Source organism: Bradyrhizobium sp. GW821-FHT12B03 (genome assembly GCF_058807535.1).
This window is the reverse complement of sequence record NZ_JBXAQU010000010.1, coordinates 216658-242079: the sequence shown is the minus strand read 5'-3', so window position 1 is coordinate 242079 and position 25422 is coordinate 216658. Positions and strand designations below refer to the sequence as shown.

Below are 25422 nucleotides of genomic sequence, written 5' to 3'. Positions count from 1 at the left end.
ACCCCGGCATCGCTGCCGGGGTTTCGCATTTCGTGTTTGCCTGAGAGGCTGGATCAGAAGTCCATGCCGCCCATGCCGCCGCCCGGGGGCATTGCGGGGCCGGCGCCGCCCTTCTTGGGCAGCTCGGCGACCATGGCTTCCGTGGTGATCAGCAGCGCCGCAACCGAGGCTGCGTTCTGGATCGCGGTACGGACCACCTTGGTCGGGTCGATGATGCCCTTCTTGACGAGGTCGCCGTATTCGCCGGTCTGGGAGTCGAAGCCGTAGGTGTACGACTTGTTCTCCAGCACCTTGCCGACGATCACCGAGCCGTCTTCGCCGGCGTTGATCGCGATCTGGCGAGCGGGAGCCGACAGCGCCTTGCGCACGATCTCGACGCCGGTCTTCTGGTCGTCGTTCTTGGTGCGCAGGCCCTTGAGCTGCTCGGAGGCACGGAGCAGGGCGACGCCGCCGCCCGGGACGATGCCTTCTTCCACGGCCGCGCGGGTCGCATGCATCGCGTCATCAACGCGATCCTTGCGCTCCTTCACCTCGACCTCGGTCGCGCCGCCGACGCGGATCACCGCGACGCCGCCTGCGAGCTTGGCGAGACGCTCCTGGAGCTTCTCACGGTCGTAGTCCGAGGTGGTTTCCTCGATCTGCGCCTTGATCTGGGCCACGCGCGCCTCGATGTCGGCCTTCTTGCCGGCGCCGTTGACGATCGTGGTGTTCTCCTTGTCGATCATCACCTTCTTGGCGCGACCGAGCATGTTGAGTGTGACGTTCTCGAGCTTGATGCCGAGATCTTCCGAGATCGCCTGGCCGCCGGTCAGGATCGCGATGTCCTGCAGCATGGCCTTGCGGCGATCGCCGAAGCCCGGAGCCTTGACGGCCGCGACCTTCAGGCCGCCACGCAGGCGGTTGACGACGAGGGTGGCGAGGGCTTCGCCTTCGACGTCCTCGGCGACGATGACCAGCGGCTTGCCGGTCTGCACCACGGCCTCGAGCAGCGGGAGCAGCTCGTTCAGCGAGGAGAGCTTCTTCTCGTTGATGAGGATGTAGGCGTCGTCCATCTCAACGCGCATCTTGTCGGCGTTGGTGACGAAGTAGGGCGAGATGTAGCCGCGGTCGAACTGCATGCCCTCGACGACGTCGAGTTCGGTCTCGAGCGACTTGGCTTCCTCGACGGTGATGACACCCTCGTTGCCGACCTTCTTCATGGCGTCGGAGAGGAACTTGCCGATCTCCTGGTCGCCGTTCGCCGAGATGGTGCCGACCTGGGCGATCTCCTCGTTCGAGGTGACCTTCTTGGAGTTCTTGACGAGGTCCGCAACGACGGCTTCGACCGCGAGGTCGATACCGCGCTTGAGGTCCATCGGGTTCATGCCGGCGGCAACCGACTTGGCGCCTTCGCGCACGATCGCCTGGGCCAGCACGGTCGCGGTGGTGGTGCCGTCGCCGGCCGCGTCAGCGGACTTGGAGGCGACTTCGCGCACCATCTGGGCGCCCATGTTCTCGAACTTGTCCTCGAGCTCGATCTCCTTGGCGACGGTGACGCCGTCCTTGGTGATGCGGGGTGCGCCGAACGACTTGTCGAGCACGACGTTGCGGCCCTTCGGGCCGAGCGTGACCTTCACCGCGTTGGCGAGGATGTCGACGCCGCGAAGCATCTTGTCGCGCGCATCGACGGAGAATTTGACTTCTTTAGCTGCCATCTGGATTTTTCCTTAGGTGTTAGCTGGGGGAGAGAGGGGGCTCTTAGGCCGCCTTCTTCTTGGAAGCGGGGACGTCGAGGACGCCCATGATGTCGCTTTCCTTCATGATCAGCAGATCGACGCCGTCGATCTTGACCTCGGTGCCGGACCACTTGCCGAACAGCACGCGGTCGCCGACCTTCAGATCGATCGGGATCAGCTTGCCGGCCTCGTCGCGGCCACCGGGGCCGACGGCGACGACTTCGCCCTGGGAGGGCTTTTCCTTGGCAGTGTCGGGAATGATGATGCCGCCAGCGGTCTTCTCTTCTGCGTCGATGCGCTTGACCACGACGCGGTCGTGAAGCGGACGGAATTTCATGCAGTCCTCCTAAGCATTTGCTCAGATTGATGTTTTAAGGGTGTTAGCAATCGATGCCCGCGAGTGCCAATGCGGGTGAAGCTCAAATAAGCCAGGATATTTGCGGGGGCAAGGGCTTCTAGCAGAAAAATAAGCACTCGAAAGCGCCGTCTGCCAGTTTCCTTTACCATCGTTAACCGGCTCGGAGGGCCTCTTCGAGGCCCCCTTGGGGGACCGTATTAGCACGGAGCTATCTCTGCTGCTAACGCATTGAATTTCAACAGCTTGTTAAACTTTTGGGCTTGAGATGGATTGTCAGTTTGCGTCACATTTCTCTCATGTGAGCGCATCGTTTCCGGGTGGCTCGTCAGCAGCGTACCGGCAAGCCATCCCTTGAATATGCGCTCCTGAAAAGGAGGTTGGCATGGTCTCGCGGGTTGGGGTTGTTTCCGACGACTTCCGGAAACAGGTGCTGGGTTATGGGCTGACGACGGCGGAAATCCTCTATCGGATGCCGGATCATCCCTCGCTGCTCCAGACCTATGTCTGGCAGAACTACGATCTCTTCCCGAAATTTCCGGCGCTGAAGGATTTCCTGGCGTTCTGGCAGGAGAAGCTCGACGGTCCGCTTTACTCGGTGACGGTCGCGCATTCCAAGCTGATCAAGCCGGCCGAGCTGCGTGCGGTCGACGGCGTGTTCAGGCTGCATTGACGTAGAGATCAGGCGCCGCTGCTGCAGTAGCGTTTCCACATCGCGCGATAGGCCTCGTCCACCGTTTGCGCGTAGGCGACCGGGTTGCAGGCGGCCGCAGCTCTGACCTGTTCGGGCAGCTCGCGGCGCAATGTGTCGAGGTCGCCGATCTGCAGCGCACGGCTGACTGCGGTTTCGACATAGGCCTCGCGGCTGTCCACGACCCAGTCCGGCAGGCCAAGCGCGGTGAGGATGGCGCCGCCGGCGCGGCTGGGCAGACTGTTCCCGAGCTTCGCCACCACGGGCACGCCCATCTGCAGGGCTTCCAACGTGCTGACGCCGCCATTCTGCGGGAACGTGTCGAGGGCAATGTCGACGCGCTTGAATGCTGCCAGATGGTCGATTCGCAGGGTGGTTCCGAGCAGGTCGACGCGTTCGGCCGGCACTCCGCAAGCCGCAAGCCGTGCCAGCAGATTGTCGCGGACCAGTTGATCGTCCAGCGCAAGATCCTTGATCAGCAGTCGTGACCCCGGCACCCGCTCGAGAATCCCGGACCAGGCTTCCGCGGCCTCCTCGGAAATCTTGCTGATGCGGTTGAAGACGCCGAATGTGACGAAGCCGTTCGACGTCGCCGGCGTTGACGTCCCCGCAAGCTCGATCGGCAGCGGCTCCAGCGTCACAAAGCACGGCAGATCGACCACGGTTTCCGCAAACAGATGCCGAACCTCGGCAGGAATCGCGACCGGGTCCGAGAACAGATAATCGATCGTCGGCAGACCGGTGCCGGTACCATGGCCCCAGCCATGCGCCTGGATCGGCGCCGGCTTTTGCGCAAACACGCCGAGGCGGTTTCCCTTGGTATGGCCGGACAGATCGATCAGGATATCGACGCCATCGGCGCGGATCTCGGCGGCAAGGCGATCGTCGCTCCATTGCGAGGCGTCGCGCCAGCGATCGGCGATCTTTCGAAATTCGTCGGTCGCCGCATCCGCTTTTGACGAACAAGAATAGCACACGATCTCGAACTGTGTCCGGTCGTGGTATTGCAGGACCGGCTTGAATATGAACGCGGCCGAATGCGCGTTGAAGTCCGCCGAGACATAGCCGAGCACCAGGGGGCGATCCGGATCGCGGTTGTTGTCGTGCGGTCTTGCCGCTTCCAAAGCGATTTTCGCGCCGATCTGCTCCCACCAGACTCGCCGCGCTTGCTGATGCTGCTCGACGCTGGCATCGGCCAGGAAATCGAGTGCGAAGATCTTGTTGGAGATCGCGCTCGGGAAGTCAGGCTTGATGGCAAGAGCCCTGTCGAAACTGGCCAGGGCTTCGTCGACCCGGCCAAGTCCGGCGAGGCAAAGGCCCAGCACCAGGTGAGCTTGAACGCATTCGGGATCGATCGCGAGGGCCTTCTCGCAATCGGGCAATGCTTCGGCCATTTGCTGGAGCTGGAGCCAGACGCTGGCCCGCCACAGCCATCCGTTCACGTCGTCGGGCGCCAGGGCGACTGCCCGATTGCAATCCGCCATGGCTTCGTCAAATCGCAGAAGCTCCTGCAATGCGACGGCGCGGTTCGCCAGCGCCGAGGCATAGTCAGGCTTGATCGACAGCGCGCGGTTCAAGCTTGCGATGGCCTCGTCATAATTGCGCTGACGGCAGAGCACCCAACCCCGGCCGTTGTGGGCTTCGGCAAGGTTTCCGTCAATTGCGAGCGCCTTGTCGAAGCAGGCGAGCGCTTCCTGAAGATCGAACGTCACGCTCGCGTTGCCGAGATTGGACAGGGCTACGGCGTAGTTGGGGCGCAAGGCGAGGGCCCTTCGATAGCTCTCGCAGGCCTCACCGTGGCGTCGTAGCCCGTTCAGCGCGACGCCTCGGCTCATGTGAGCATCGGCAGATCGCGGATCCACGGCAACCGCCCGGCTCAGCAGAGTTTCGGCTTGCTGGTAATTCCTGGCGTCGGACTCCAGAACGCCGAGCATATGCAGCGCGATGAACTGGTTGGGATCGAGTTGCAGCAGTTGGCGATAGGCCGCCTTGGCCTGGGGGAGAAGCCCCTTCTTCTGCAGCTGGAGGGCGTTCCCGAGCAAGGGCAGCACCTCGGCTTCCTGCCGTTTCCGAAGCCGGGCATTTTGAAATGCACGCTGACCGACGCTGTTGCTCATGAATCAATTCCCCCAGAATCTCTCTGGCGAGATTAATTCAGCGAGTGAGCCAATACGAGACGACGGCCGCTCGCGACGCCAGCCTGGGGCAAGCTACGACCGATCGGGGTCATGGCGTGACCAGCCTGGGCCCCGCGATTGCTGCCGCGTCCAAGACTGGGTAGTCTGCCCGAGGGTTGCACCCGTCCGGCGGGCGCGGCCAGATCAGGGAGGCAGGCAATGGCCAGGCAAAAGGCATCAAGACCGGCAACGAAGACCGCGGTGAAGAAGCGGAGCGGCGCCAGGGCGGCGGCGCGATCCTCGGCGCGCAAGGCGGTGAAGGCGAAGGCGCGCACGAGCTCGCCGAAGAAGGCCGTGCGTCCCAAGCAGCGCATCGCGATCAGCCATCACCGCGAGGAAGACTTCAAGGCCGATGGCCTGCGCGCCTACGCGAAGTACCGCGACCTCGGCATCGCCGAAGCAAGCCACGGCCTCGCGCAAGCGCACGTGATCCGGCTGCAAGGCCCCTGCAATCCCGCCGAAGTCTCGAAGCTTCACTTCCACGACGTCGAATTCCAGATGGTCTACGTGCTCAAGGGCTGGGTGAAGACCTACATGGACGGGGAGGGCGAGACCTTGATGAAAGAAGGCAGCGCCTGGACCCAGCCGCCGAAGATCAAGCACATGATCCTGGATTATTCGGATGACGTCGAGCTCTTGGAGGTGATTTTGCCTGCGGAGTTCAGGACGGTGGAGTTGAAGGCGTAGGCGCTCGCTCCTTCGTCATTGCGAGCGAAGCGAAGCAATCCAGCCTGTTTCCGCGGATGCATTTCTGGATTGCTTCGCTTCGCTCGCAATGACGGGCGGATAGAGCTAGCTCAACACCCCCACCACCGCGCCCATCAGACACGTCGTCAGCGTCCCCGATACGATCGACTTCAGCCCGAGCGCGTTGATCTCCTCGCGCCGTTCCGGCGCCATCACGCCTAAGCCGCCGATCATGATGCCGAGGCTGGCAAAGTTGGCAAAGCCGCACATCGCATAGAGCACGATCAGGCGCGAGCGCGGATCGAGCGCGCCGGGCGGCAGCTTTGAGAAGTCGACATAGGCGATCAATTCGTTGAGCACGGTCTTGGTGCCCATCAGGCTGCCGGCCGTCACCGCTTGGTCCCAGGGCAATCCCATCAGCCAGCACACCGGCGCCATGACGAGGCCAAGCAGGCGCTGCAACGAGATCGCGGCGCCGCCGATATCAGGCAGCAGGCCGAGGACGGCGTTGACGAGATAGACCAGCGCCACCAGCACCAGCAGCATCGCGACGATGTTGATCAACAGTTCGATCCCGGCACCGGTGCCTTTCACGATCGCATCCATCGTGCCGGAGACTTCCATCTCCGGATCCTCCAGCGCGCCGCCGGTGCGCCTGTCCGATGTCTCGGGCACCATGATCAGGCTGACGAGGATCGCGGCCGGCGCGCCCAGCACCGAGGCGATGACGAAATGCGCGGCGGCATCGGGGATGAGGGGCGCAAGCAGCGTCGCATAGAGCACCAGCACCGTGCCGGCGATACCGGCCATGCCGCCGGTCATCACCAGGAACAATTCGCTGCGCGTCATCTGCGCCAGATACGGTCGCACGAACAGCGGCGCCTCGACCATGCCGAGGAAGATGTTGGCAGCGGTCGAGAGCCCGACCGCGCCACCGACGCCGAGTGTTCGCTCCAGCAGCCAGGCCATGCCGCGCACGATCGGAGGAAGCACGCGCCAATAGAACAGCAGCGTCGTCAGAACGCTCATGACCAGGACGATCGGCAGCGCCTGGAACGCCAGGATGAAGTCCGCGCCCGGCACCTTCACGTCGAAGGGCAGGGGACCGCCGCCGACATAGCCGAACACGAAGGAGGAGCCGGCGCGCGAGGCCGCCGAGATCGCGCCGACCGCGTCGTTGATGGCGCCGAAGGCATGGGCGACGACCGGCACTTTCAACAGCACGATCGCGGTGACGAAGGTCGCGACGAGGCCGATCGCGGCCTGGCGCAGCGAGACCGCGCGGCGATTCTCTGCCAACGCCCACGCGATCAGCAGCAATGCGAAAATGCCGAGTGCCGATTGCAGCCGCAGCATGATGTCCCCAAAAGCCCCCCGTGATTATGGCCGCCCATGCGTTGCAAAGGCAATGCCGGGACATGCGGGAAACGCCCGGCTGTTGACAAGAAGGCCCCCGTCAGCCACGCGGGGGCTCGTCAAGATCAGGCGCGGACGGTCCCAAAAAGGTGAGTCAGGAGCCACGTGAAGAGCAGCCATTGCCGGCCAATCCGCCGGTCAGCGCCGGCGCGCTCCTCTCGCACCGCGCCTTCCTGTTCTTCGTGCTCTCGCGCAGCCTGTCGCGCTTCTCCAGCCAGATCGCGGCGGTTGCGATCGGCTGGCAGATCTACGATCTCACCGGCTCGGCCTTCGATCTCGGCATGGTCGGCCTCGTGCAGTTCCTGCCCACCGCGCTGCTCGTGTTCGTCGCCGGCCACGCCGCCGACCGTTTCGAGCGCAAGCGCGTGGTCCAGCTCTGCCAGCTGGTGGAAGCGGCGACCGCGCTGTATCTCTGTGTCATCACCTATCTCGGTGCGGTCAGCGAGGTGCAGATCTTCATCGCGACCTTCGTGCTCGGCATTGCCGGCGCCTTCGAGAGCCCGACCACCGCGGCGCTGCTGCCGCTGATCGCGCCGCAGGGCTCGCTCCAGCGCGCCACGGCCGTCGCGAGCGGCGCAGGCCAGGTCGCGACCATCACGGGGCCCGCGCTCGGCGGTTTTGCCTACGCGGTCGCGCCGCATCTTGCCTATGGCCTGATGTTGCTGTTCTGGATCCTCGGGATGATCCTGACCGGCTTCATCCGGCCGCGGCCGCAGGCGGTGGCCAAGGACATGGAGGGCGCGGACAATATCTTTGCCGGTGTCCGCTTCATCCGGAGCAATCCGGCGATCCTCGGCACCATCTCGCTCGACCTGTTCGCGGTGCTGTTCGGCGGCGTCACGGCGCTCTTGCCGATCTATGCCCGCGACATCCTCCAGACCGGCCCGATGGGGCTCGGGATCCTGCGCGCCGCGCCGGCCGTCGGCGCGCTGCTGATGACCATGGTGCTGGCGCGGCACGCCATCTCCAGGCATGTCGGCTTGCGCATGTTCCAGGCCGTGATCGTGTTCGGCCTCGCCACGATCGTGTTCGCACTGTCGTCCTGGATGTGGCTGTCGGTGCTGTCGCTCGCCATTCTCGGCGCCGCCGACACGATCAGCGTCGTGATCCGCTTCTCGCTGGTGCAGCTCTCCACCCCCGACGAGATGCGCGGTCGCGTCGGCGCGGTGAACTTCCTCTTCATCAACGCCTCAAACCAGCTCGGCCAATTCGAGAGCGGTGTGGCCGCCGCATTGCTCGGCGCCATGCCCGCCGCCGTGCTCGGCGGCGTCTGCACGGTGGCCGTGGCGCTGCTCTGGATGAAGCTGTTTCCGAGCCTGCGGCGAGTGGAGAGTTTGGAGTAGGGTGAGGTCCCGTGTCCCGGACGCGGTGCGGCACGAAGTGACGCACCGCAGAGCCGGGACCCAGAAAGCCAAGAACGAGATCGCGGAGGCATGGGCCCCGGCTCAGCAGCGCGTCATTGCATGCCGCGCTGCGTCCGGGGCACGAGAGTGGCTTCAGCCCCGTCCGACGAACGGCATCTTCGTCGCCATCACCGTCATGGTCAGCACGTTGGCGTCGAGCGGCAGGCCGGCCATGTAGGCGACGGCATCGCCGACCGCCTTGGCGTCCATGCGCGGCTCCTGCTTCGACGTGCCGTCGGGCTGCAGCACGCCGGGGCCGTTGACCATGCGATCGGTCATCGGCGTTGCCGCATTGCCGATGTCGACCTGGCCGACCGCGATGTCGTACATGCGGCCGTCGAGGTTGCTCGCCTTGGTGAGGCCGGTGATGGCGTGCTTGGTCGAGGTGTAGGCGGCCGAGAACGGCCGCGGCGCGTGCGCCGAGATCGAGCCGTTGTTGATGATGCGGCCGCCGCGCGGGCTCTGGTCCTTCATGATGCGGAAGGCGTGCTGGGTGCAGAGGAACGGGCCGGTGAGGTTGGTGTTCACCACCGCCTGCCACTGCTCGAGACTGAGATCCTCGAAGTTCACGGCCGGCGCGCCCATGCCGGCATTGTTGAAGAGCACGTCGAGGCGGCCATAGGTCGCCTTCACCTTGTCGAACAGCCCGGCGATGGAATCCGGCTTGGTCATGTCGGCGGTGACGCAGAGGCTTTTTCCCGCGGGGCCGAGCTTTGCGGTCTCCTCGAGCATCTCCATTCGGCGCCCGACCAGCACCACGGTGAAGCCGGTGTTCATCAATGCCAGCGAGGCGGCGCGCCCGACACCGGTGCCGGCGCCCGTCACCACTGCGATCTTCTTTGCTTCACTCATCGTTTCCTGCCTTTTCTCTCTTCAAGGTCTCTTGGTTGTCAGGTCTTGGGTTCTTTTTCGTTCTTGTAGGGCGGCCGCGGAATGTTCTGATGCGCGGCGCGCAAGGCCGCCGACCAGCGCGAGCGCAGATCGTGGAAATAGGGCTCGCCCGCCTCGATGCGGTGGTTGAGATCGGCATCGCAGGCATCGGCGCGCACCACCAGCACGTCGATCGGCAGACCGACGCCGAGATTGGAGCGCATGGTGGAGTCCATCGAGATCAGCCCGGTCTTCAGCGCCTCGTAGAGCTCAACGTCGTAATGCATGGCGCGGTCGAGCACCGGCTTGCCGTATTTGTGCTCGCCGATCTGAAGGTAGGGCGTGTCGGTGGTGCACTCGATGAAATTGCCTGCCGTGTAGACCATGAACAGGCGCATCCGCGCGCCCTTGATCTGGCCGCCGAACAGGAAGGAGACGTCGAACGAGACGTCCTCGGATTTCAGCGCGGGCCCTTCGGTCGCGTGCACAGCCCGGATCGCCCGGCCGATGCGCTGGGCGGCCTGGAACATGGTCGGCGCGTTCATCAGCGTCTCGATATCGCCCGTGTTGGGGTCCTCGAGGCCTTCGGTCAGCGTGGACAGCACCGACTGGCTGATGGCGAGGTTGCCGGCGCTGGCGATCGCCATGATGCGGTCGCCGGGCTTGGAGAAGATGTGCAGCTTGCGGAAGGTCGAGACGTTGTCGAGGCCGGCATTGGTGCGGGTGTCGGCGATCATCACCAGACCGTCCCGAACCAGAATTCCGCAACAATAGGTCATTTCCAGTCCCCGAACGCGTTTGCGCGGAATTACTAGCCAATTTCGGGGAGGCATGAAACCCCCGATTCCCGGGGGAGGTCGTCATTCCGGGCAAGGCAACCAGTTCTGCCGCGGCGAATGCCCACCTCAGTCGGCGGCGTCGACGAGAAACGCCTCATCGACGGGAACGCCGAGCGCCGTGACCAGCCGGTTCGTCTCCGCGGCCATGCCGACGATGGCAAGCATCTCGCCATATTCGGCCTCGGTCATGCCCTTGGCCCGTGCGCTGGCGGTGTGGGAATGGATGCAGTAGCTGCAGCCATGCGCCACCGAAACCGCGACATAGAGCATTTCCTTGGTCTTGGGATCGAGCGCTCCGGGCGCCATCACCTCCTTGATGCTCTCCCAGGTCCGCCGCAGCGTCTTCGGATCATGCGCCAGCGCGCGCCAGAAATTGTTGACGAAGTCCGACTGCCGCACCTTGCGGATGTCGTCGAAAACGGCGCGCGCCTCGCTGGAGAGCTCATCGTCCGAAAGCAGCTTTACGGTCGCCATGGGGGTCCTCGCAGGGTCTGGTCTGACCCTGCGATTGTAGCACGGCTCATGCGATCGGCCGGCAGCGCTTCGTGGCGAGATCAGCTCTGCCGCTGTGACTGCGACTGGCTGCCGCGGCCGGCCTGCTCGACCTTGACCGCCACCGACAGCGTCTCCGTGCCGCCGCCATAGCGGGTGCCGCGCACGGGAGCTGCGCCGAGATAGTCGAGCCCGATCGCGACGCGGACATGGGCGTCGGTGGCGCAGATGCTGTTGGCGGGGTCGAAGCCGACCCAGCCGAGATCGGGGACATAGGCCTCCGCCCAGGCATGGCCGGCATCCTGATGCACCGTTCCGTCGGAGCGCAGGAAGTGGCCGGAGACGAACCGCGCGGGCACGCCGCCGGTGCGGGCGCAAGCGATGAAGATATGCGCGTAGTCCTGGCAGACGCCGCGCTTGAGCGTGAAGGCTTCCGCCGCCGAGGTGCCGCTGTTGGTCGGATCCTCGTCGAAGGTCATGTGGTCGCCGATCTCGGACATCAGCGTATGCAGGAATCCGAGCGTGTCGCTCTCGGCCTCGCTGCGCAACTGCCGCGCCACGGCCGACATCGCCGGGTTGACTTCGGTGAGGTCGGTGGCGCGCAAAAACATGCCGGCTGGAAAGCGCTCGTCGGCGCCGCGCAGCACGCCGCCGGTGTCGTGGGTTTCGATCAGGCCCTCGGCAATGATCTTGATGTCGCCGACGGGGCCGCAGGACAGCACATGGGTGACGTTGCCGAAGGCGTCCTCATGGGTGTCGAGCTTGGTGTCGGTCGAGACGTCGATCTGCCATTCCGCCACATACTGCCCGTCATGGCTGCACGGCGTCATGCGCAGGATCTGGATCACGCTGGTGGCCGGCGGCTCGTAGCGATAGGTCGTGGTGTGCTGGATTCGCAGGCGCATGGTGGACCGTGAAGTTAGTGGTTGGACCCGACTGCCTACTGCGAGGAAAGCTCGTCATGCCCGGGCTTGTCCCGGCCATCCACGGTCTTCTTCGGCGCGAAGGCAAGAACGTGGATGGCCGGGACGAGCCCGGCCATGACGATATCCCGTTTTCGTCAGCCGGGGGACATCAGATCAAATACTGCTTCGTGATGATTTCGCCCAGCCTGGAATTGTCGGCGATGAATTCCTGAATGAATTCATGCACGCCGTGCTGGAAGATGTCGTTCATATTGCTGTGTTCGAGCCGGTTGCGGATGCCGCGCGCGTGGCGCTGGGCGGGACCCTGGCGGCCATAGGCGACGCCGATCTGGTCGAGATTGCGCGTGAGATTGTCATAGCAGCTCGCCAGCGAGCGCGGCAGCGTCCCGTTGAGAATGAGCAGATCCGCAACCAGCCACGGCTTCAGCGTCTCGCGATAGACCCAGTGATAGGCCGTCAGCGCCGAGACCGAGCGCAGGATCGAGCTCCACTGGTAGAAGTCGAGCGGACCGCCGACATGCTCCTCCTCGGGCAGCAGCACGTGATACTTCACGTCGAGGATACGCGCCGTGTTGTCGGCGCGCTCCAGGTGCAGGCCAAGACGCGAGAACCAGTAGGCGTCGTTGCGCAGCATGGTGCGGTAGGCCGAGCCGTCGAAGCGCAGCGAAGTCTCCTGCACGAAGCGCAGGAACTTTGCGAGATCCTCGCGCGTCGAGGTACCCTTGTTCCAGACCTCCTGCAATTCGATCCAGGCCGAGTTGATGGTGTCCCACATCTCGCTGGTGAGCGCGGTGCGCACCGAGCGCGAGTTCAGCCGCGCCGCCTCGATGCAGTTCCTGATCGAGGACGGATTGTTCGGCGAGAACGAGAGGTACTCGACGACGTTGTGCTCGTTGGCTTCTTCATATTGCTGATAGAAGCTCGCGGCGACGCCGGCGGTCAGCAGCGCCGAGTCCCATTCGTTGGTCTTGCCGATATAGGCGGCAGGAAGCGCAGTGACGCGCAGCGTCGCATCGATGGTACGCGCGAGATATTCGGCCCGTTCGACGTAGCGGGCGAGCCAGTAGAGGTTTTCGGCGGTACGCGACAGCATCTCTCTACTCGTCCAGAATCCAGGTGTCTTTGGTGCCGCCGCCCTGGCTCGAATTCACCACCAGGGAGCCTTCCTTCAGCGCGACGCGTGTCAGTCCGCCCGGCACGATGGTCGTGCTCTTGCTGCCCGTGAGCACGAAGGGCCGCAGATCCACGTGACGCGGCGCGAGGCCGCTTGCGGTGCAGGTCGGGCAGGTCGAGAGCGCCAGCGTCGGCTGCGCGATAAAACCTTCCGGCTCACGCTTGAGCTTTTCGCGGAACGCCTCGATCGTCGCTTTCGTCGCCGCAGGGCCGATCAGCATGCCGTAGCCGCCGGAGCCGTGGACTTCCTTGACGACGAGATCGCCGAGATGGTCGAGCACGTAGGCCAGATCTTTCGGCTCGCGGCAGCGCCAGGTCTGCACGTTCTTCAGGATCGGCTCCTCGCCGAGATAGAATTTCACGATGTCGGGCATGTAGGAGTAGATCGCCTTGTCGTCGGCGATGCCGGTGCCGACGGCGTTGGCGAGCGTGATGTTGCCGGCGGCATAGGCCGACATCAGGCCGGGCACGCCGAGCGCCGAGTCGGGGCGGAAGGTGAGGGGATCGAGGAAATCGTCGTCGACGCGGCGATAGATCACGTCGACCCGTTTGACGCCCTCGGTCGTCCGCATGAACACTTCGTTGTTCTTGACGATGAGGTCGCGGCCCTCGACCAGCTCGATGCCGAGCTTGTCGGCCAGGAAGGAATGCTCGTAATAGGCGGAGTTGTAGACGCCCGGCGTGAGCAGGGCGACCGTCGGCTCACCCGAGGCGCCCTGCGGCGCCACCGAGCGCAAGGCGGACAGCAGTTCGTCCGGATACCGCTCGACCGGCGCCACCCTGTGGCGGGCGAACAGATCCGGAAACAACCGCATCATGATCTCGCGGTTTTCCAGCATGTAGGACACGCCGGAGGGCGTGCGCGCATTGTCCTCCAGCACGATGAAGTCGTCGGCATCGACCCTGATGATGTCGATGCCGGCGATGTGCACGTAGACATCGTGCGGCACCTGCTGGCCGTTCATCTCCGGGCGGAACACCGGGTTCTGGAAGATGAGATCGGCGGGCACGATCTCGGCGCGAAGGATGTCGCGGCCGTGATAGATGTCGCGCAGGAACATGTTCAGCGCCTTGACGCGCTGCTTCAGGCCCTTCTCCAGCAGCGTCCATTCCTTGCCGGACATGATCCGCGGGATCACGTCGAAGGGGATCAGGCGCTCGGTGGATTCGGAGTCGCCGTAGACGGCGAAGGTGATGCCGATCCGGCGAAACAGGAGCTCGGCTTCCTGGCGGCGATATTCGAGCGCCTCGGGAGGCGTCTCCTTGAGCCAGCGCGCCAGCTCCTGATAGGCGGGGCGAAGGTCCCCACCGGGAATGTTCATTTCATCAAACGCGACTGCCATAGATCCCGACTTGTCTCCGCAAGGCGTTGCGCCATTCGGCAGGTCGTCAGGCCTTGGTGAAGACCGCAACGTCCTGGCCATGCGGCAAGAGTGCATGACTTTCATGTGGTAGCAAGGGCCGGGCCAGCGCGATAAGCAAGGTCTGGCAGCATTTACCGGGGATGGCCGGCGGCTTGCCTGAAAAAATGGCTGAGGACTGCTTATTTCGGCAGCAAAACCGCGTGACTTCAACGCGTTACCTCGGCAAAGTCGGCGCGAGAGGTGAGGGACTTAAGGCATGAGCGAGATCGTCACGGCGGGCATTCTGGTCATTGGGGATGAAATTCTATCCGGCCGGACCAAGGACAAGAATATCGGTTTCATCGCCGAATACCTGACCAATATCGGCATCGACCTGAAGGAAGTCCGGGTCGTCTCCGACGACGAGGCCGACATCATTGCCGCCTTGGATGCACTGCGGCATCGCTACACCTATGTCTTCACCACCGGCGGGATCGGGCCGACCCATGACGACATTACCGCCGACAGCGTCGCCAAGGCCTTCGGCGTCGGCATCGACCACCACCCGGAGGTGGTCGCCCGTTTCCGCGAGCGCTGGAGCGAGCAGGACCTCAACGAGGCCCGCCTGCGCATGGCCCGCATCCCCGACGGCGCCGAGCTGATCCAGAGCGCGACCATCCTCGCCCCCGGCTTCAAGATCGGCAATGTCATCGTCATGGCGGGCGTGCCGTCGATCATGCAGGCGATGATGGACATCGTCTCGCCCAAGCTGAAATCGGGCGTGCGCATGCTTTCCGAATCGGTCCGCGCCAATGCGCGAGAAGGCGACATCGGCAGCCCCTTGCGGGCGATCGCCGCCGCCCATCCCGACACCATCATCGGCAGCTATCCCTTCATGGATGAAGAGCAGAAGCCCAACACCAATCTGGTGGTGCGCTCGCGCGATGCGGACAAGCTTGCCGCGGCGATGGCGGCGGTGAAGGAAATGCTGGCAGGATTGAACATCACCCGGTAGCAGAAAGGCTGCCGGACGACGATTGGCAGGAGAAGACGATGGGCGGTGAAGCACCGGAACTGAGCGCGCAGGAGCGGGCGGGCAAGGCCTTTCCGGTCTCGTGGGACCAGTTCCACCGGGACTGCCGGGCACTGACCTGGCGGCTCAACGAGGTCGGTCCGTTTCACGCGGTGATCGCGATCACCCGCGGCGGCCTGGTGCCGGCCGCGATCGTGGCGCGCGAGCTCGGGGTGCGCGTGATCGATACCGTCTGTATCGCCAGCTACGACCACGACAAGCAGGGCGAGCTCCAGGTCCTCAAGGGCATTTCGGAGTCCGCGATGAAGCTCGGCGGCGGCACCGGCAAGGGGCTGCTGATCGTCGACGACCTCGTCGACACCGGCAAGACCGGCAGGCTGGTGCGCCAGATGCTGCCCGACGCACATTTCGCCACCGTCTATGCCAAGCCGAAGGGGCGCCCGCTGGTCGATACCTTCATCACGGAAGTGTCGCAGGACACCTGGATCTTCTTCCCTTGGGACACCGCGCTGTCCTACCACCCGCCGCTGCGCGACGGGGCGGCGTAACGCCAGCACGGGCTGACTGCGATGACCGAACGCATTCGATCGGCATGGCAGGCACGGCTCGGGTTCGTCGTCGTGCTCGCGGCGATGGTCTTCGCTGCCGAGGCGCGATGCCAGGATGCGGCGCTGATCGAGGACATTGTGGTCGGCAGCCGTGTGCTCGCCGACCTCGGCGTGCTCGACGGCTTTGGCCATGTCAGCGCCCGCGATCCCAAAAACCCCGATCATTTCCTGATGTCGCGCTCGCTGGCGCCGGCGCTCGTCACTGCCGACGACATCATGGAATTCGATCTCGACGGCAACGCCGTCGACCCCAAGGGGCGCAGCGTCTTTCTGGAGCGCTTCATCCACAGCGAAATCTACAAGGCGCGGCCTGATGTCATGGCGGTCGTGCATACGCATTCGCCCGGCGTGATCCCGTTTACGGTCAGTCAGGTGAGCTTGCGGCCGGTCTTCCACAATGCGGCCTTCCTCGGCGCGGGTGCGCCGGTCTGGGAGATCCGCAAGGACTTCGGCGAGACCAACATGCTGGTCAGCAACGCCGCCATCGGCAAATCGCTGGCGGCAGCACTCGCCGACAAACCGGTGGTGCTGATGCGCGGCCATGGCGATGCCACCGTCGGACCGTCCGTGAAGGTTGCGGTCTTCCGTGCCTATTACACCGACGTCAATGCGCGGCTCCAGTCGCAGGCGATCGCGCTCGGCGGCGAGGTCAATTATCTGACGCCGGCTGAGGGTACCAAGGCCGATGCGATCAATCTCCAGGTGCTCGACCGCGTCTGGAACCTGTGGAAGCTGCGTGTTGCCGCGGCGCCAAAATAATGCCGCTGCAAAACCGCGTCACGCCGACCGGCGAGATCATCGCGACGCCGCATCGCGGGATGTTCACCGGCAATCGCGGCATCATCCACGATCCCGCGACGAAGACGCTGTTGACCAAACGCTGGTCGTCGCCGGCCTGGATCACCTGCCTGTGCGAATTCCGGGGATGGCGGCGGCCGGTGATGGCGCGGCGAAGCTGGACCGAGCTGTTCTTTCTCGACGAGGCCACCGCTTTTGCGGCCGGTCACCGCCCCTGTTTCTTCTGCCGCCGTGACGATGCCAGGCGCTTTCGCGCCGCTTGGGAGAGGGGAAACGGTGTCAGCGACGTCAGTGCGAAGGCAATGGACGCCGTCCTGCATCGCGAGCGCCTCGCGCGCGGCAAGAAGCGGTTGCACGCGCTGCCGATGCCGCTGTCAGAACTGCCCGATGGCGCGATGGTGCAGCAGCGCGAGGAGAGCTTTCTGGTTATGCAGGGCAGGCCGCTGCTGTGGTCGCCGGCGGGGTATGTCCGCGCCAATCGTCAACTCGACGATGCTAAACTACTCACGCCTCCCTCGACACTTCGCGCGATGAGCGCGGGTTATCAACCGTCGCTACACGTGACCGCAGGGAGCGACACTCGATAAAGAATCTGAAGAGCCAGAACACTCCAAACGGGATCGAAGGAAATAGGAAAGGGAATAAGAGAGGCGGGCCGCGGCCACCTCCGACAAAGGTAACCAGTCCGAAGAACGCGCAGAAAAAAGCTGCGCCGGACAAAGACATCACTATCCATTCCCATAGCAGACTCAGCGCGACGTCGCGCCACGTGACCTTGCGGATCGGGCCGCTCTCTGGCCAACGGTCCCTGGCTACACTTGCGAGCGCGTCAGCAACGTAGCTCGGGACGATGATGGTGACGGGCGAGCCGATATAGAGCTCGGCCCTTTGGCCGAAGATGGTCCAAGTCCTGATGACCGCAAGATTCTCCCAGGACGTGAAAATGCTGTGGTCAAGCAAGCCGATCCCGCCGACCCCGACGCTGACGCGAAGCCCGTCTGCGTAGGCGCTGACAACGTAAAGGCCTTTGATCCGGACGGAACCATCCTTGCCGCCGAGATAGCCGAACTGCAAGATCGGCTCGACCGGGCGATCCTGACTGGCTTCGGTCGATCTGAATCGGACGACGTGTCGGCGCGCCAGGGCGAGGTAGACGAGCGATATCCCTCCGATAAGCAAGCTTGCGCCCAGGACATGAGCCATGTGTCGCTACCTCAATGGCCGCCCTTGCTCGTCCACCGTCGTCCGCGCATCGCGCAGCGCCCATTCGCGGATCACCTGGCGGCAGCGGGTCAGCTCGGCCTCGCTCGCCGCATGCGCGTCCTTCGAGGCCCGCTCGACCATCGCCTTGCAGTTGACGAGCACGGAGCGATCCTCCGCGCGTGCCAATGCCGTGACTGCGACGAGTGCCGCGATGACGATGGCCGGTCGGATCACCGCCGTTACCCCAGTTTCTCGCGCGCCAGCGCCGCGCCGGCGCCGAGCGCCATCAGCTTGGCTTCGGCGATCTCGCGGCGCATCGGCGCCATGCCGCAATTGGTGGTGGCGATGATGTTGCTCTTCGGCACGAATTTCGACACCGCGTCGATCACCTTCACGACGTCGTCGGCCGTCTCCACCGTGTCGTTGGCGACGTCGATCACGCCGGCCTGCACGATCTTGGTCTTGAGCAGCGCGAGCAAATCGAGCGGCACCTTGGAATTTCGGCACTCGATCGCGACCTGCTGGATCGGGCTCGCGTCGATCGCCGGAAAGATCTGCTCGTACTGCCGCCACTGCGCGCCGAGCGTCTCCTTCCAGTCGGTGTTGGCCTTGATGCCGTAGCCGTAGCAGATGTGCACGGCGGTGGCGCAGGTCAGGCCCTGCGCGGCGCGCTCCAGCGCCTTGATGCCCCAGTCGTTGACTTCGTCCATGTAGACGTTGAAGGCGGGCTCGTCGAACTGCACGAGATCGACGCCATCGGCTTGCAGGGCCTTGGCTTCCTCGTTCAACAGCTCAGCGAACGCAAAGGCCATCTTGACGCGGTCGCCATAGTAGCGATCGGCAATGGTGTCGATGATGGTCATCGGGCCGGGCAGGGTGAATTTCAGCTTCTTCTTCGTGTGCGTGCGGGCGACACGCGCCTCGAAATCATGGACGCGGCCCTTGAGGCGGAGCGGCGCGACCACCTGCGGCACCATCGCCTTGTAGCGGTCCTTGCGGATGCCCATCTCGACCTTGTGGGCGAAATCGATGCCGTCGATCTTCTCCAGAAAACCGTGCACGAAATGCTGGCGGGCCTGCTCGCCCTCCGTGACGATGTCGATGCCGGCGTCCTCCTGGATCTTCAGCCAGATCAGCGTCGCATCGCGTTTGGCGCGCAAGAGCTCGTCGCCCTGCGACTTCCAGGGCGCCCACAGCATGTTGGGCTCGGCAAGCCATTCGGGCTTCGGCAACGAGCCGGCGATCGTGGTTGGAAACAGCATGGCGGCCCTCCCGGCAGGTTATGTTGCGCCTCTTCCTGCCATGTCCTAACGTCAAGGTACAGAACAACAAAAGTCGCTCTCTATTCCATTGGCGACGACTGGGAAGGTCAAGGGAAAGCCAAGGGAAAGGTCATGATCGATCTCTATTATGCGCCGACGCCGAACGGCTGGAAAATCTCGATCATGCTGGAGGAACTCGGGCTCCCCTATCGCGTGAAGCCCATCAACATCCGTGCCGGCGAGCAGTTTGCGCCTGAGTTTCTAGCGATCAGCCCGAACAACCGCATTCCCGCCATCGTCGATCACGAGCCCGCTGATGGCGGTGCACCTTTCTCGGCCTTCGAGACCGGCGCGATCCTGATCTATCTGGCGGAGAAGACCGGCCGCTTCCTGGCCGGAGATTTGCGCGGCCGCTCCACCATCATCCAGTGGGTGATGTGGCAGATGGCCGGCCTCGGACCGATGCTCGGCCAGCACGGTCATTTTGCGCTCTATGCGGCGGAAAAGATTCCCTATGCGATCGAGCGGTACCGCGACGAGGCGGCGCGGCTCTATGGCGTGCTCGACCGGCAGTTGGCCAAGACCGGCGCCTATGTCGCCGGCGACTATTCCATCGCCGACATCGCCTGCTTTCCCTGGACCATGACCCACAAGGCGCAGGGCTTTACGCTCGACGACTATCCGAACGTCAAGCGCTGGTTCGCGGAGGTGCGCGCCAGGCCGCAGGTGCAGGCGGGGCTCGCGATCGGCAAGTTCGTGAAAGAGCCGTTCAACGAGGAATCACGCAAGATCATGTTCGGCCAGCGTGCGAAGGAAGTGCTGGGAAAGAAATAGACACTGCTCTCTCCTCGTCATTGCGAGCGCAGCGAAGCAATCCAGGATCTTTCCGCGGTGACAGTCTGGATTGCTTCGCTGCGCTCGCAATGACGGAGGATAGAGCGCAACAACCATGACAAAAGGAAACGCCATGATCGAATTCTTCTTCGACTGTTCCAGCCCCTGGACCTATCTCGCCTTCCACAACATCCAGCCGCTGGCCAGGGAGCTCGGCGCGGAGATCGTCTGGCGGCCGATCCTGGTCGGCGGCATCTTCAACACGGTCAATCCGAGCGTCTACGCGCAGCGCGAGACGCCGGTGCCGCTGAAGGCGCGCTACATGAAGAAGGACCTCGCCGACTGGGCGCGCTCGGCGGGCCTTGCGATCAAGATGCCGCCGACGGTGTTCCCGGTGAACAGCGTCAAGGCGATGCGCGGCTGCATCTGGCTGGGTCGGGACATGGTGCCGTTCGCGACTTCAGTGTTCGAGGCCTATTGGGGCGGCGACAAGGACATTTCGCAGGATGCGGTGCTCGCCGAGATCTGCAATAGGGTCGGCATCGACGAACAGAAGTTCTTCGCCGGAATCGCTGAGCAGGGGATCAAGGACCAGCTCAAGGCCAACACCGAAGAGGTCGTCGCGCGCGGCGGCTTCGGCTCGCCGACCATCTTCGTGGGCAAGACCGACATGTATTTCGGCAACGACCGCCTGCCGCTGATCCGCGAGGCGCTACAGCGCAGCAAGGCGAGTGCCGCCTGATGGTGCGCGCAATCGTCTGCCGCGAGCTCGGCGCGCCCGAGACCTTGCGGCTGGAGGAATTTCCGTCGCGTGCCCTGAGGCCGGGCGAGGTGCGCGTCGCAATCCGAGCCGCTGGCTTGAATTTTCCCGACGTGCTGATGGCCGCCGGCGACTATCAGCTCAAGCCGGAGCTGCCGTTCACGCCCGGCATGGAGGCTGCCGGCGATGTCACCGAGGTGGGCGCGGAGGCGAGGGGCGTTGCCGTCGGCGACAAGGTCATCGTCAAGATGCGTCATGGCGCGTTCACCGACGAAGCCGTGGTGACGCCGTCGCAGCTCACGCCGATGCCGTCGACCTTCGACTACGCGGAGGCTGCGACCTATCTCGCTGGCCATGGCACCGCCTATCACGCGCTGATCGATCGCGGCAAAGTCGAGCCGGGCGAGGTGCTGCTGGTGCACGGCGCCGGTGGTGGCGTCGGCCTTGCCGCCGTCGAGATCGGCAAGATGCTGGGCGCGATCGTGATCGCGACCGCCTCCAGCGATGAGAAGCTCGCGATCGCGAAGGCGCGTGGCGCCGACCATCTCGTGCGCTACGACCGCGAGCCGTTTCGCGATGCCGTCAAGCGCATCACCGACGGGCGCGGCGCCGACGTCGTGTTCGATCCCGTTGGCGGCGAGGTGTTCGAGAGCTCGATGCGCTGCATCGCCTGGGGGGCGCGGCTGCTGGTGATCGGCTTCACCGGCGGCATCGGCTCGGCCAAGACCAATCTGCTGCTGATCAAGGGCGCCAGCGTGCTCGGTGTGCGCGCCGGAGAGGCCGTGCGGAAAAATCCCGCGCTCGGCGAAGTGCGCCTGAAGGCTCTGCTGCAATGGGCGGAAGAGGGCAAGCTGCGCCCCAACGTCTCGCACCGCCTGCCGCTGGAGGATTATGCCAAGGCGATGCGGCTGTTGCTCGACCGCAAGGCGATCGGGCGTGTGGCGCTGGTGATGGAGTGAAGGTGCCGTAGGGTGGGCAAAGGCGCAAAGCGCCGGGCCCACCATTCCTTCGTGATGGATAAAGATCGTGGGCACGCTTCGCTTTGCCCACCCTACGAGAGCGTCACTTGTACTCCCGCTCCGTCCACCACGGGAAATAGTCGGGCATGTCGCTCGACACCTTGTTCTTGAACTGCGCCGGCCGCTTCTCCAGGAACGACACCACGCCTTCCTTGACGTCCTCCGAGCGGCCGCGGGCGTAGATGCCGCGGCTGTCGACCTTGTGGGCTTCCATGGGATCGTCGGCGCCCATCATGCGCCACATCATCTGGCGGATCAGCGCCACCGACACCGGCGCGGTCTTGGCCACGAATTCCCGGGCGAGCGCGCGGGCGGTCGGCAGGAGATCATCCGGCGGCACGACCTTGCTGACGAGACGCCCCGCAAGCGCCTCCTGCGCCGGGAAGACGCGGCCGGAATAGCACCATTCCAGCGCCTGCGAGATGCCGACGATGCGCGGCAGGAACCAGCTCGAGGCGGCCTCCGGCACGATGCCGCGCTGGGAGAACACGAAGCCGAAGCGTGCGGCCTCGGAGGCGATGCGGATATCCATCGCGAGCTGCATGGTGACCCCGATGCCGACGGCAGGGCCGTTCACCGCGGCGATCACGGGCTTGAGGCATTTGAAGATGCGCAAGGTCACCTGACCGCCGCCATCGCGCACCTGCGGATCGCCGTAGTCGACCTTGCCGTCGGCGAAACGCTTGACCGGCCCGCGGCGCGCGTCGCGATCGAACGTGTCGGCGCCCGACGAAAGATCGGCGCCCGCGCAAAAGCCGCGGCCGGCACCGGTGACGATGATGGCGCGGACATTGTCGTCCTCGTCGGCGGCGTCGAAGGCGTCGATCAGTTCTGCCTGCATCTGCGCGTTGAAGGCGTTGAGCTTGTCGGGCCGGTTCAGCGTGATGGTGAGGATCTGCTCGGCGACCTCGTATTTGATCGTCTCATACGCCATGGTGGTTTCCTTCCTTTGTTCTTTTCACTGCGTGAGCGGCAGAGGCTCTTACCCTCCCCTGGAGGGGGAGGGTCGATCCCGCGAAGCGCGAGCGGGGTGGGGTGATCTCTCCACACGGGCACTGCTGGACGCGGAGAGACCGTCACCCCACCCCGTCTCGCATTTCGCTCCGCTCAATGTGAGCCGACCCTCCCCCTCCAGGGGAGGGTAAGCAAGAGGCTCGGCATGCTGCCTGTCCCAGGTCATCCAGGCTTGCGCCTAAAGGGCGCTTCCCCGGATGACGAGAGCTACTTCTTTGGCGGCTTGGGCCAGGGTCGCTGCGCGCCGCGCAGGCCCTCGAACGCCTTGGCCATGCCGAGCACGCCGATATCGTCGAAGCGGCGGCCGACGATCTGTACCCCGATGGGGAAGCCCTTGGCGTCGAAGCCGCCATTGAGGGAGATCGCAGGGTTCTCCGACATATTCCACGGCACGGTATAGGCGATGTGCTCGAACGGCTTCATCGGATCGTTGGTCGGCGAGGCCCAGTCGGCCGGGTAGTTCACGTTCGGCGCGGTCGGCGAGATCACATAATCGAGCTCGCAGAACAGCTTTCCTGCCGCAGCGCGGATCGCCATGGTCTGGTTGAAACCCCTGATGACGTCGACGCCCGACAGCTTTGCGCCGGACTCGCCCCATTCGAAGATGTAGGGCAGCACCTTGGCCTGCTCGGCCGGCGACAGCTTGGACAGATCGTCCCACATCCGCGCGCGCCAGAAATTGTCGAGGCCGTCGAGCATCTCGCGCGTGAGGATGCCGTCAACCTCGGTGATCACGGCGCCGGCGGATTCGAATGCCTTGGCGGCCTTCACCGCGACCTCGCGCACCGGCTTCTCCAGCGCCTGGCCGACGCCGGGATCGAGCATCAGGCCGATGCGCAGTTTTCGCGGAGACTTCTCCAGCCCCTTCCAGTTGAGCGGCTCGGCGGGCAGGCTCATGCCGTCGCGCCGGTCAGGCTTTGCGATCACGTTCATCATCAGTGCGCAATCGTCGACCGTGCGGGTCATCGGGCCGGCGACGCGGCCGACATAGACAGGATCGATCGGCACGCGGCCGAAGCTCGGCTTCAATCCCACGAGGCCGCACCAGCCCGCGGGCAGGCGGACCGAGCCGCCGATGTCGGTGCCGAGATGCAGCGGGCCATACCCGGCCGCCGCCGCAGCGCCTGCGCCCGCGCTGGAGCCGCCGGGATTCTTGCTGAGGTCCCAGGGATTACGCGCGAGCGCATGGAAAGAGGAGAGCCCGGAGGACAGCATGCCGTAATCGGGCATGGTGGTCTTTGCGAAGATGATCGCGCCGGCCTCGCGCAGCCGCGCGGCGGGCGGCGCGTCTTTCTCGGCCGGCACGAGCTTGACGCTGGCAGCCCCCAGCGGCACCGGCACGCCCTTGGTCGCGATGTTGTCCTTCACCGTGACAGGCACGCCATCGAGCGGGCCGGATGGCTCGCCGCCAGTCCAGCGCGCGGTGGAGGCCTTTGCGGCCTCGCGCGCGCCGTCGGGGTCGAATGCATAGAGCGCCTTGAGGTGCGGCTCCCACGCCGCGACATGCGTGAGCACATCCTCCAGCACCTCGCTCGGCGAGAACTGCTTGGCGCGATAGCCCGCGATCAGGTCGACCGCGGACAGATCGTGCAGCGAGGTGACCGCCTCCTCGACGCTCTTTTTATGCATTGCTAGCCCACCGGCATGCGCGTTTCGATGATGCGGGCGAACATGCTTGCCCCGATCGGCAGGATCTTGTCGTCGAGCACGAAGCCGGGATTGTGCACGGGCACCGAGCCGTCATGACCGACCCAGAAATAGGCGCCGGGAATGGTCTCCAGCATGTCGGCGAAATCCTCGCTGCCCATCTTCGGCTGGGCGCGGGTGATCACCTTGGCGGGATCGACGATGGTGCGCGCGACCTCCTCGACCACCTTGGACTGCTCGACCTGGTTGACCAGCACGTTGAAGGTGTCGCGGATGTCGACGTCGATCGCGCAACTATAGGCGCTGGCGATGCCGGCGCAGATCGTGCGGATGCGTTCGCTGATCAGGGTGCGGACTTCCTTCGAGAAGGTGCGGATGGTGCCGCACAGATGCGCGTCGCCGGGAATGACGTTGTAGGCGGAGCCGGCATGGATCTGGGTGATCGACACGACCGCGGCCTGCAACGGCTCGACGTTGCGGCTGACGATGGTCTGGATCGCCTGCGCCAGCGTGGTCGCGATGATCACCGCGTCCTTGGAGCGCTCGGGCATCGCACCATGCGCGCCGTAACCGGTGATGCGGAGGTCGAAGAAATCGGCGCTGGCCATCGCGGGGCCGGGGAGGATCGCGATCTCGCCATGGTTGAGGTCGGGGGCGTTGTGCAGGCCGTAGAGCTCGTCGCACGGGAATTTCTCGAACAGCCCGTCCTTGATCATGGCGCGGGCGCCGCCGAGGCCTTCCTCGGCCGGCTGGAAGATCAGGTGCACGGTGCCGTCGAAGTTCTTGGTCTCGGCGAGATAGCGCGCGGTGCCGAGCAGCATGGTGGTGTGGCCATCATGGCCGCAGCCGTGGAAGCGGCCGGGGATCTTGGAGCTCCATTTCAGATTGGTGTTCTCCTCCATCGGCAGCGCGTCCATGTCGGCGCGCAGGCCGATGCGCTTGCCGCTCGAACCCTTGCCCTTGATGACGCCGATCACGCCGGTGCCGCCGAGACCGCGATGCACCTCGATGCCCCAGCTCGTCAGCTTGTCGGCGACGATGCCGGAGGTGCGCACTTCCTCGAAGCCGATCTCGGGATGGGCGTGAATGTCACGGCGGATGGCGGTGAGTTCGTCGGCATAGCCGTCGATGCGTTCGAGCGTGGGCATGTGTTCCTG

Annotated in this window: 26 protein-coding genes; 10 read left to right on the top strand and 16 right to left on the bottom strand. The window is 64.6% G+C overall.

Features of this window, described 5'->3' with window-relative positions; genetic code table 11:
* Nucleotides 1-53 precede the first annotated feature (53 nt).
* Nucleotides 54-1694 (bottom strand): chaperonin GroEL, encoded by a 1641-nt coding sequence (groL, locus tag AC1RUR_RS20945; RefSeq protein WP_492847380.1) that lies wholly within the window; start codon nt 1692-1694, stop codon nt 54-56.
* Nucleotides 1695-1737: 43 nt separating this feature from the next.
* Nucleotides 1738-2052 (bottom strand): co-chaperone GroES, encoded by a 315-nt coding sequence (locus AC1RUR_RS20940; RefSeq protein ID WP_014494241.1) that lies wholly within the window; start codon nt 2050-2052, stop codon nt 1738-1740.
* Between the two features lie 403 nt (nt 2053-2455).
* Between AC1RUR_RS20940 and AC1RUR_RS20935 the strand changes: the two genes are divergently transcribed.
* Complete coding sequence (locus tag AC1RUR_RS20935; RefSeq protein ID WP_008139212.1) at nt 2456-2743, top strand: usg protein; 288 nt, start codon at nt 2456-2458, stop codon at nt 2741-2743.
* A gap of 8 nt (nt 2744-2751) precedes the next feature.
* On the opposite strand, the gene AC1RUR_RS20930 is transcribed toward AC1RUR_RS20935, so the two are convergent.
* A complete protein-coding gene (locus AC1RUR_RS20930; RefSeq protein WP_492847377.1) occupies nt 2752-4878 on the bottom strand; it encodes an O-linked N-acetylglucosamine transferase, SPINDLY family protein in 2127 nt (708 codons plus the stop codon).
* A 219-nt stretch (nt 4879-5097) separates the two neighbouring features.
* Between AC1RUR_RS20930 and AC1RUR_RS20925 the strand changes: the two genes are divergently transcribed.
* Nucleotides 5098-5625 carry a cupin domain-containing protein gene (locus AC1RUR_RS20925; RefSeq protein ID WP_492847375.1) on the top strand — a complete coding sequence of 176 codons (528 nt, stop codon included), beginning with the start codon at nt 5098-5100 and terminating at the stop codon, nt 5623-5625.
* Nucleotides 5626-5730: 105 nt separating this feature from the next.
* Here the strand turns inward: AC1RUR_RS20925 and AC1RUR_RS20920 are convergent, their stop codons facing one another.
* Nucleotides 5731-6981 (bottom strand): NupC/NupG family nucleoside CNT transporter, encoded by a 1251-nt coding sequence (locus tag AC1RUR_RS20920; RefSeq protein ID WP_492847373.1) that lies wholly within the window; start codon nt 6979-6981, stop codon nt 5731-5733.
* A 179-nt stretch (nt 6982-7160) separates the two neighbouring features.
* Between AC1RUR_RS20920 and AC1RUR_RS20915 the strand changes: the two genes are divergently transcribed.
* Nucleotides 7161-8384 carry an MFS transporter gene (locus AC1RUR_RS20915; protein ID WP_492847371.1) on the top strand — a complete coding sequence of 408 codons (1224 nt, stop codon included), beginning with the start codon at nt 7161-7163 and terminating at the stop codon, nt 8382-8384.
* A gap of 153 nt (nt 8385-8537) precedes the next feature.
* On the opposite strand, the gene AC1RUR_RS20910 is transcribed toward AC1RUR_RS20915, so the two are convergent.
* From AC1RUR_RS20910 to AC1RUR_RS20885, 6 genes are all read right to left on the bottom strand, one after another.
* Nucleotides 8538-9296, bottom strand: a complete 759-nt coding sequence (locus AC1RUR_RS20910; RefSeq protein ID WP_492847369.1) for an SDR family oxidoreductase — start codon at nt 9294-9296, stop codon at nt 8538-8540.
* A 38-nt stretch (nt 9297-9334) separates the two neighbouring features.
* Complete coding sequence (locus AC1RUR_RS20905) at nt 9335-10093, bottom strand: proteasome-type protease (RefSeq protein WP_008143132.1); 759 nt, start codon at nt 10091-10093, stop codon at nt 9335-9337.
* A gap of 126 nt (nt 10094-10219) precedes the next feature.
* A complete protein-coding gene (locus tag AC1RUR_RS20900) occupies nt 10220-10627 on the bottom strand; it encodes a carboxymuconolactone decarboxylase family protein (protein WP_492847366.1) in 408 nt (135 codons plus the stop codon).
* Nucleotides 10628-10707: 80 nt separating this feature from the next.
* Nucleotides 10708-11550: a transglutaminase family protein gene (locus AC1RUR_RS20895; RefSeq protein WP_492847364.1), complete on the bottom strand. Its 843-nt coding sequence runs from the start codon at nt 11548-11550 to the stop codon at nt 10708-10710.
* A 169-nt stretch (nt 11551-11719) separates the two neighbouring features.
* A complete protein-coding gene (locus tag AC1RUR_RS20890) occupies nt 11720-12664 on the bottom strand; it encodes an alpha-E domain-containing protein (protein ID WP_492847362.1) in 945 nt (314 codons plus the stop codon).
* A gap of 4 nt (nt 12665-12668) precedes the next feature.
* Entirely contained in the window at nt 12669-14087 is a 1419-nt protein-coding gene (locus AC1RUR_RS20885) for a circularly permuted type 2 ATP-grasp protein (RefSeq protein WP_492847360.1), read from the bottom strand.
* Between the two features lie 277 nt (nt 14088-14364).
* On the opposite strand from AC1RUR_RS20885, the gene AC1RUR_RS20880 reads away from it, so the two are divergent.
* Genes AC1RUR_RS20880 through AC1RUR_RS20865 form a run of 4 tightly spaced genes read left to right on the top strand, consistent with a single transcriptional unit; the run spans nt 14365 to nt 17113 of the window.
* The gene (locus tag AC1RUR_RS20880) at nt 14365-15102 is read left to right on the top strand and encodes a competence/damage-inducible protein A (RefSeq protein ID WP_130369341.1); all 738 of its coding nucleotides are present in this window, start codon (nt 14365-14367) and stop codon (nt 15100-15102) included.
* 38 nt (nt 15103-15140) lie between these two features.
* Nucleotides 15141-15668: a xanthine phosphoribosyltransferase gene (gene gpt, locus AC1RUR_RS20875; RefSeq protein WP_492847358.1), complete on the top strand. Its 528-nt coding sequence runs from the start codon at nt 15141-15143 to the stop codon at nt 15666-15668.
* Nucleotides 15669-15689: 21 nt separating this feature from the next.
* Nucleotides 15690-16487 carry a class II aldolase/adducin family protein gene (locus tag AC1RUR_RS20870; protein WP_492847357.1) on the top strand — a complete coding sequence of 266 codons (798 nt, stop codon included), beginning with the start codon at nt 15690-15692 and terminating at the stop codon, nt 16485-16487.
* Entirely contained in the window at nt 16487-17113 is a 627-nt protein-coding gene (locus AC1RUR_RS20865) for a hypothetical protein (RefSeq protein ID WP_492847355.1), read from the top strand. The genes AC1RUR_RS20870 and AC1RUR_RS20865 overlap by 1 nt, the downstream gene beginning before the upstream one ends.
* On the opposite strand, the gene AC1RUR_RS20860 is transcribed toward AC1RUR_RS20865, so the two are convergent.
* The 3 genes from AC1RUR_RS20860 to AC1RUR_RS20850 are packed head-to-tail and all read right to left on the bottom strand — an operon-like array spanning nt 17031 to nt 18991.
* Nucleotides 17031-17729 (bottom strand): hypothetical protein, encoded by a 699-nt coding sequence (locus AC1RUR_RS20860; protein WP_492847354.1) that lies wholly within the window; start codon nt 17727-17729, stop codon nt 17031-17033. The two genes, AC1RUR_RS20865 and AC1RUR_RS20860, sit on opposite strands and share 83 nt — an antisense overlap.
* 6 nt (nt 17730-17735) lie before the next feature.
* Nucleotides 17736-17963 carry a hypothetical protein gene (locus AC1RUR_RS20855; RefSeq protein WP_492847352.1) on the bottom strand — a complete coding sequence of 76 codons (228 nt, stop codon included), beginning with the start codon at nt 17961-17963 and terminating at the stop codon, nt 17736-17738.
* A gap of 5 nt (nt 17964-17968) precedes the next feature.
* The gene (locus AC1RUR_RS20850; RefSeq protein WP_492847350.1) at nt 17969-18991 is read right to left on the bottom strand and encodes a methionine synthase; all 1023 of its coding nucleotides are present in this window, start codon (nt 18989-18991) and stop codon (nt 17969-17971) included.
* 132 nt (nt 18992-19123) lie between these two features.
* Between AC1RUR_RS20850 and AC1RUR_RS20845 the strand changes: the two genes are divergently transcribed.
* The 3 genes from AC1RUR_RS20845 to AC1RUR_RS20835 all read left to right on the top strand — a co-directional run bounded on the left by AC1RUR_RS20845 (nt 19124) and on the right by AC1RUR_RS20835 (nt 21544).
* Nucleotides 19124-19825, top strand: coding sequence for a glutathione S-transferase N-terminal domain-containing protein (locus tag AC1RUR_RS20845; protein WP_492847348.1), 702 nt, complete (start codon nt 19124-19126; stop codon nt 19823-19825).
* A 133-nt stretch (nt 19826-19958) separates the two neighbouring features.
* Nucleotides 19959-20567 (top strand): 2-hydroxychromene-2-carboxylate isomerase, encoded by a 609-nt coding sequence (locus AC1RUR_RS20840; RefSeq protein ID WP_492847347.1) that lies wholly within the window; start codon nt 19959-19961, stop codon nt 20565-20567.
* Nucleotides 20567-21544 (top strand): NADPH:quinone oxidoreductase family protein, encoded by a 978-nt coding sequence (locus AC1RUR_RS20835; RefSeq protein ID WP_492847345.1) that lies wholly within the window; start codon nt 20567-20569, stop codon nt 21542-21544. The genes AC1RUR_RS20840 and AC1RUR_RS20835 overlap by 1 nt, the downstream gene beginning before the upstream one ends.
* A gap of 103 nt (nt 21545-21647) precedes the next feature.
* On the opposite strand, the gene AC1RUR_RS20830 is transcribed toward AC1RUR_RS20835, so the two are convergent.
* The 3 genes from AC1RUR_RS20830 to AC1RUR_RS20820 form a co-directional block, all read right to left on the bottom strand.
* Complete coding sequence (locus AC1RUR_RS20830) at nt 21648-22538, bottom strand: crotonase/enoyl-CoA hydratase family protein (RefSeq protein WP_492847342.1); 891 nt, start codon at nt 22536-22538, stop codon at nt 21648-21650.
* A 287-nt stretch (nt 22539-22825) separates the two neighbouring features.
* Nucleotides 22826-24247 carry an amidase gene (locus tag AC1RUR_RS20825; RefSeq protein ID WP_492847340.1) on the bottom strand — a complete coding sequence of 474 codons (1422 nt, stop codon included), beginning with the start codon at nt 24245-24247 and terminating at the stop codon, nt 22826-22828.
* A 2-nt stretch (nt 24248-24249) separates the two neighbouring features.
* Nucleotides 24250-25413 (bottom strand): M20 aminoacylase family protein, encoded by a 1164-nt coding sequence (locus tag AC1RUR_RS20820; RefSeq protein WP_492847338.1) that lies wholly within the window; start codon nt 25411-25413, stop codon nt 24250-24252.
* Nucleotides 25414-25422: the final 9 nt, after the last annotated feature.

Excerpts from the sequence above, each read along its gene's own strand:
- AC1RUR_RS20830 (WP_492847342.1), bottom strand. The coding sequence starts at position 22,538 with ATGGCGTATGAGACGATCAAATACGAGGTCGCCGAGCAGATCCTCACC.
- AC1RUR_RS20910 (WP_492847369.1), bottom strand. The coding sequence starts at position 9,296 with ATGAGTGAAGCAAAGAAGATCGCAGTGGTGACGGGCGCCGGCACCGGT.
- AC1RUR_RS20850 (WP_492847350.1), bottom strand. The coding sequence starts at position 18,991 with ATGCTGTTTCCAACCACGATCGCCGGCTCGTTGCCGAAGCCCGAATGG.
- AC1RUR_RS20825 (WP_492847340.1), bottom strand. The coding sequence starts at position 24,247 with ATGCATAAAAAGAGCGTCGAGGAGGCGGTCACCTCGCTGCACGATCTG.
- AC1RUR_RS20840 (WP_492847347.1), top strand. The coding sequence starts at position 19,959 with ATGATCGAATTCTTCTTCGACTGTTCCAGCCCCTGGACCTATCTCGCC.
- AC1RUR_RS20870 (WP_492847357.1), top strand. The coding sequence starts at position 15,690 with ATGACCGAACGCATTCGATCGGCATGGCAGGCACGGCTCGGGTTCGTC.
- AC1RUR_RS20930 (WP_492847377.1), bottom strand. The coding sequence starts at position 4,878 with ATGAGCAACAGCGTCGGTCAGCGTGCATTTCAAAATGCCCGGCTTCGG.
- AC1RUR_RS20935 (WP_008139212.1), top strand. The coding sequence starts at position 2,456 with ATGGTCTCGCGGGTTGGGGTTGTTTCCGACGACTTCCGGAAACAGGTG.
- AC1RUR_RS20920 (WP_492847373.1), bottom strand. The coding sequence starts at position 6,981 with ATGCTGCGGCTGCAATCGGCACTCGGCATTTTCGCATTGCTGCTGATC.
- AC1RUR_RS20865 (WP_492847355.1), top strand. The coding sequence starts at position 16,487 with ATGCCGCTGCAAAACCGCGTCACGCCGACCGGCGAGATCATCGCGACG.
- AC1RUR_RS20885 (WP_492847360.1), bottom strand. The coding sequence starts at position 14,087 with ATGGCAGTCGCGTTTGATGAAATGAACATTCCCGGTGGGGACCTTCGC.
- AC1RUR_RS20940 (WP_014494241.1), bottom strand. The coding sequence starts at position 2,052 with ATGAAATTCCGTCCGCTTCACGACCGCGTCGTGGTCAAGCGCATCGAC.
- AC1RUR_RS20900 (WP_492847366.1), bottom strand. The coding sequence starts at position 10,627 with ATGGCGACCGTAAAGCTGCTTTCGGACGATGAGCTCTCCAGCGAGGCG.
- AC1RUR_RS20905 (WP_008143132.1), bottom strand. The coding sequence starts at position 10,093 with ATGACCTATTGTTGCGGAATTCTGGTTCGGGACGGTCTGGTGATGATC.
- AC1RUR_RS20820 (WP_492847338.1), bottom strand. The coding sequence starts at position 25,413 with ATGCCCACGCTCGAACGCATCGACGGCTATGCCGACGAACTCACCGCC.
- AC1RUR_RS20845 (WP_492847348.1), top strand. The coding sequence starts at position 19,124 with ATGATCGATCTCTATTATGCGCCGACGCCGAACGGCTGGAAAATCTCG.
- AC1RUR_RS20880 (WP_130369341.1), top strand. The coding sequence starts at position 14,365 with ATGAGCGAGATCGTCACGGCGGGCATTCTGGTCATTGGGGATGAAATT.
- AC1RUR_RS20925 (WP_492847375.1), top strand. The coding sequence starts at position 5,098 with ATGGCCAGGCAAAAGGCATCAAGACCGGCAACGAAGACCGCGGTGAAG.
- AC1RUR_RS20890 (WP_492847362.1), bottom strand. The coding sequence starts at position 12,664 with ATGCTGTCGCGTACCGCCGAAAACCTCTACTGGCTCGCCCGCTACGTC.
- groL (WP_492847380.1), bottom strand. The coding sequence starts at position 1,694 with ATGGCAGCTAAAGAAGTCAAATTCTCCGTCGATGCGCGCGACAAGATG.
- gpt (WP_492847358.1), top strand. The coding sequence starts at position 15,141 with ATGGGCGGTGAAGCACCGGAACTGAGCGCGCAGGAGCGGGCGGGCAAG.
- AC1RUR_RS20835 (WP_492847345.1), top strand. The coding sequence starts at position 20,567 with ATGGTGCGCGCAATCGTCTGCCGCGAGCTCGGCGCGCCCGAGACCTTG.
- AC1RUR_RS20860 (WP_492847354.1), bottom strand. The coding sequence starts at position 17,729 with ATGGCTCATGTCCTGGGCGCAAGCTTGCTTATCGGAGGGATATCGCTC.
- AC1RUR_RS20895 (WP_492847364.1), bottom strand. The coding sequence starts at position 11,550 with ATGCGCCTGCGAATCCAGCACACCACGACCTATCGCTACGAGCCGCCG.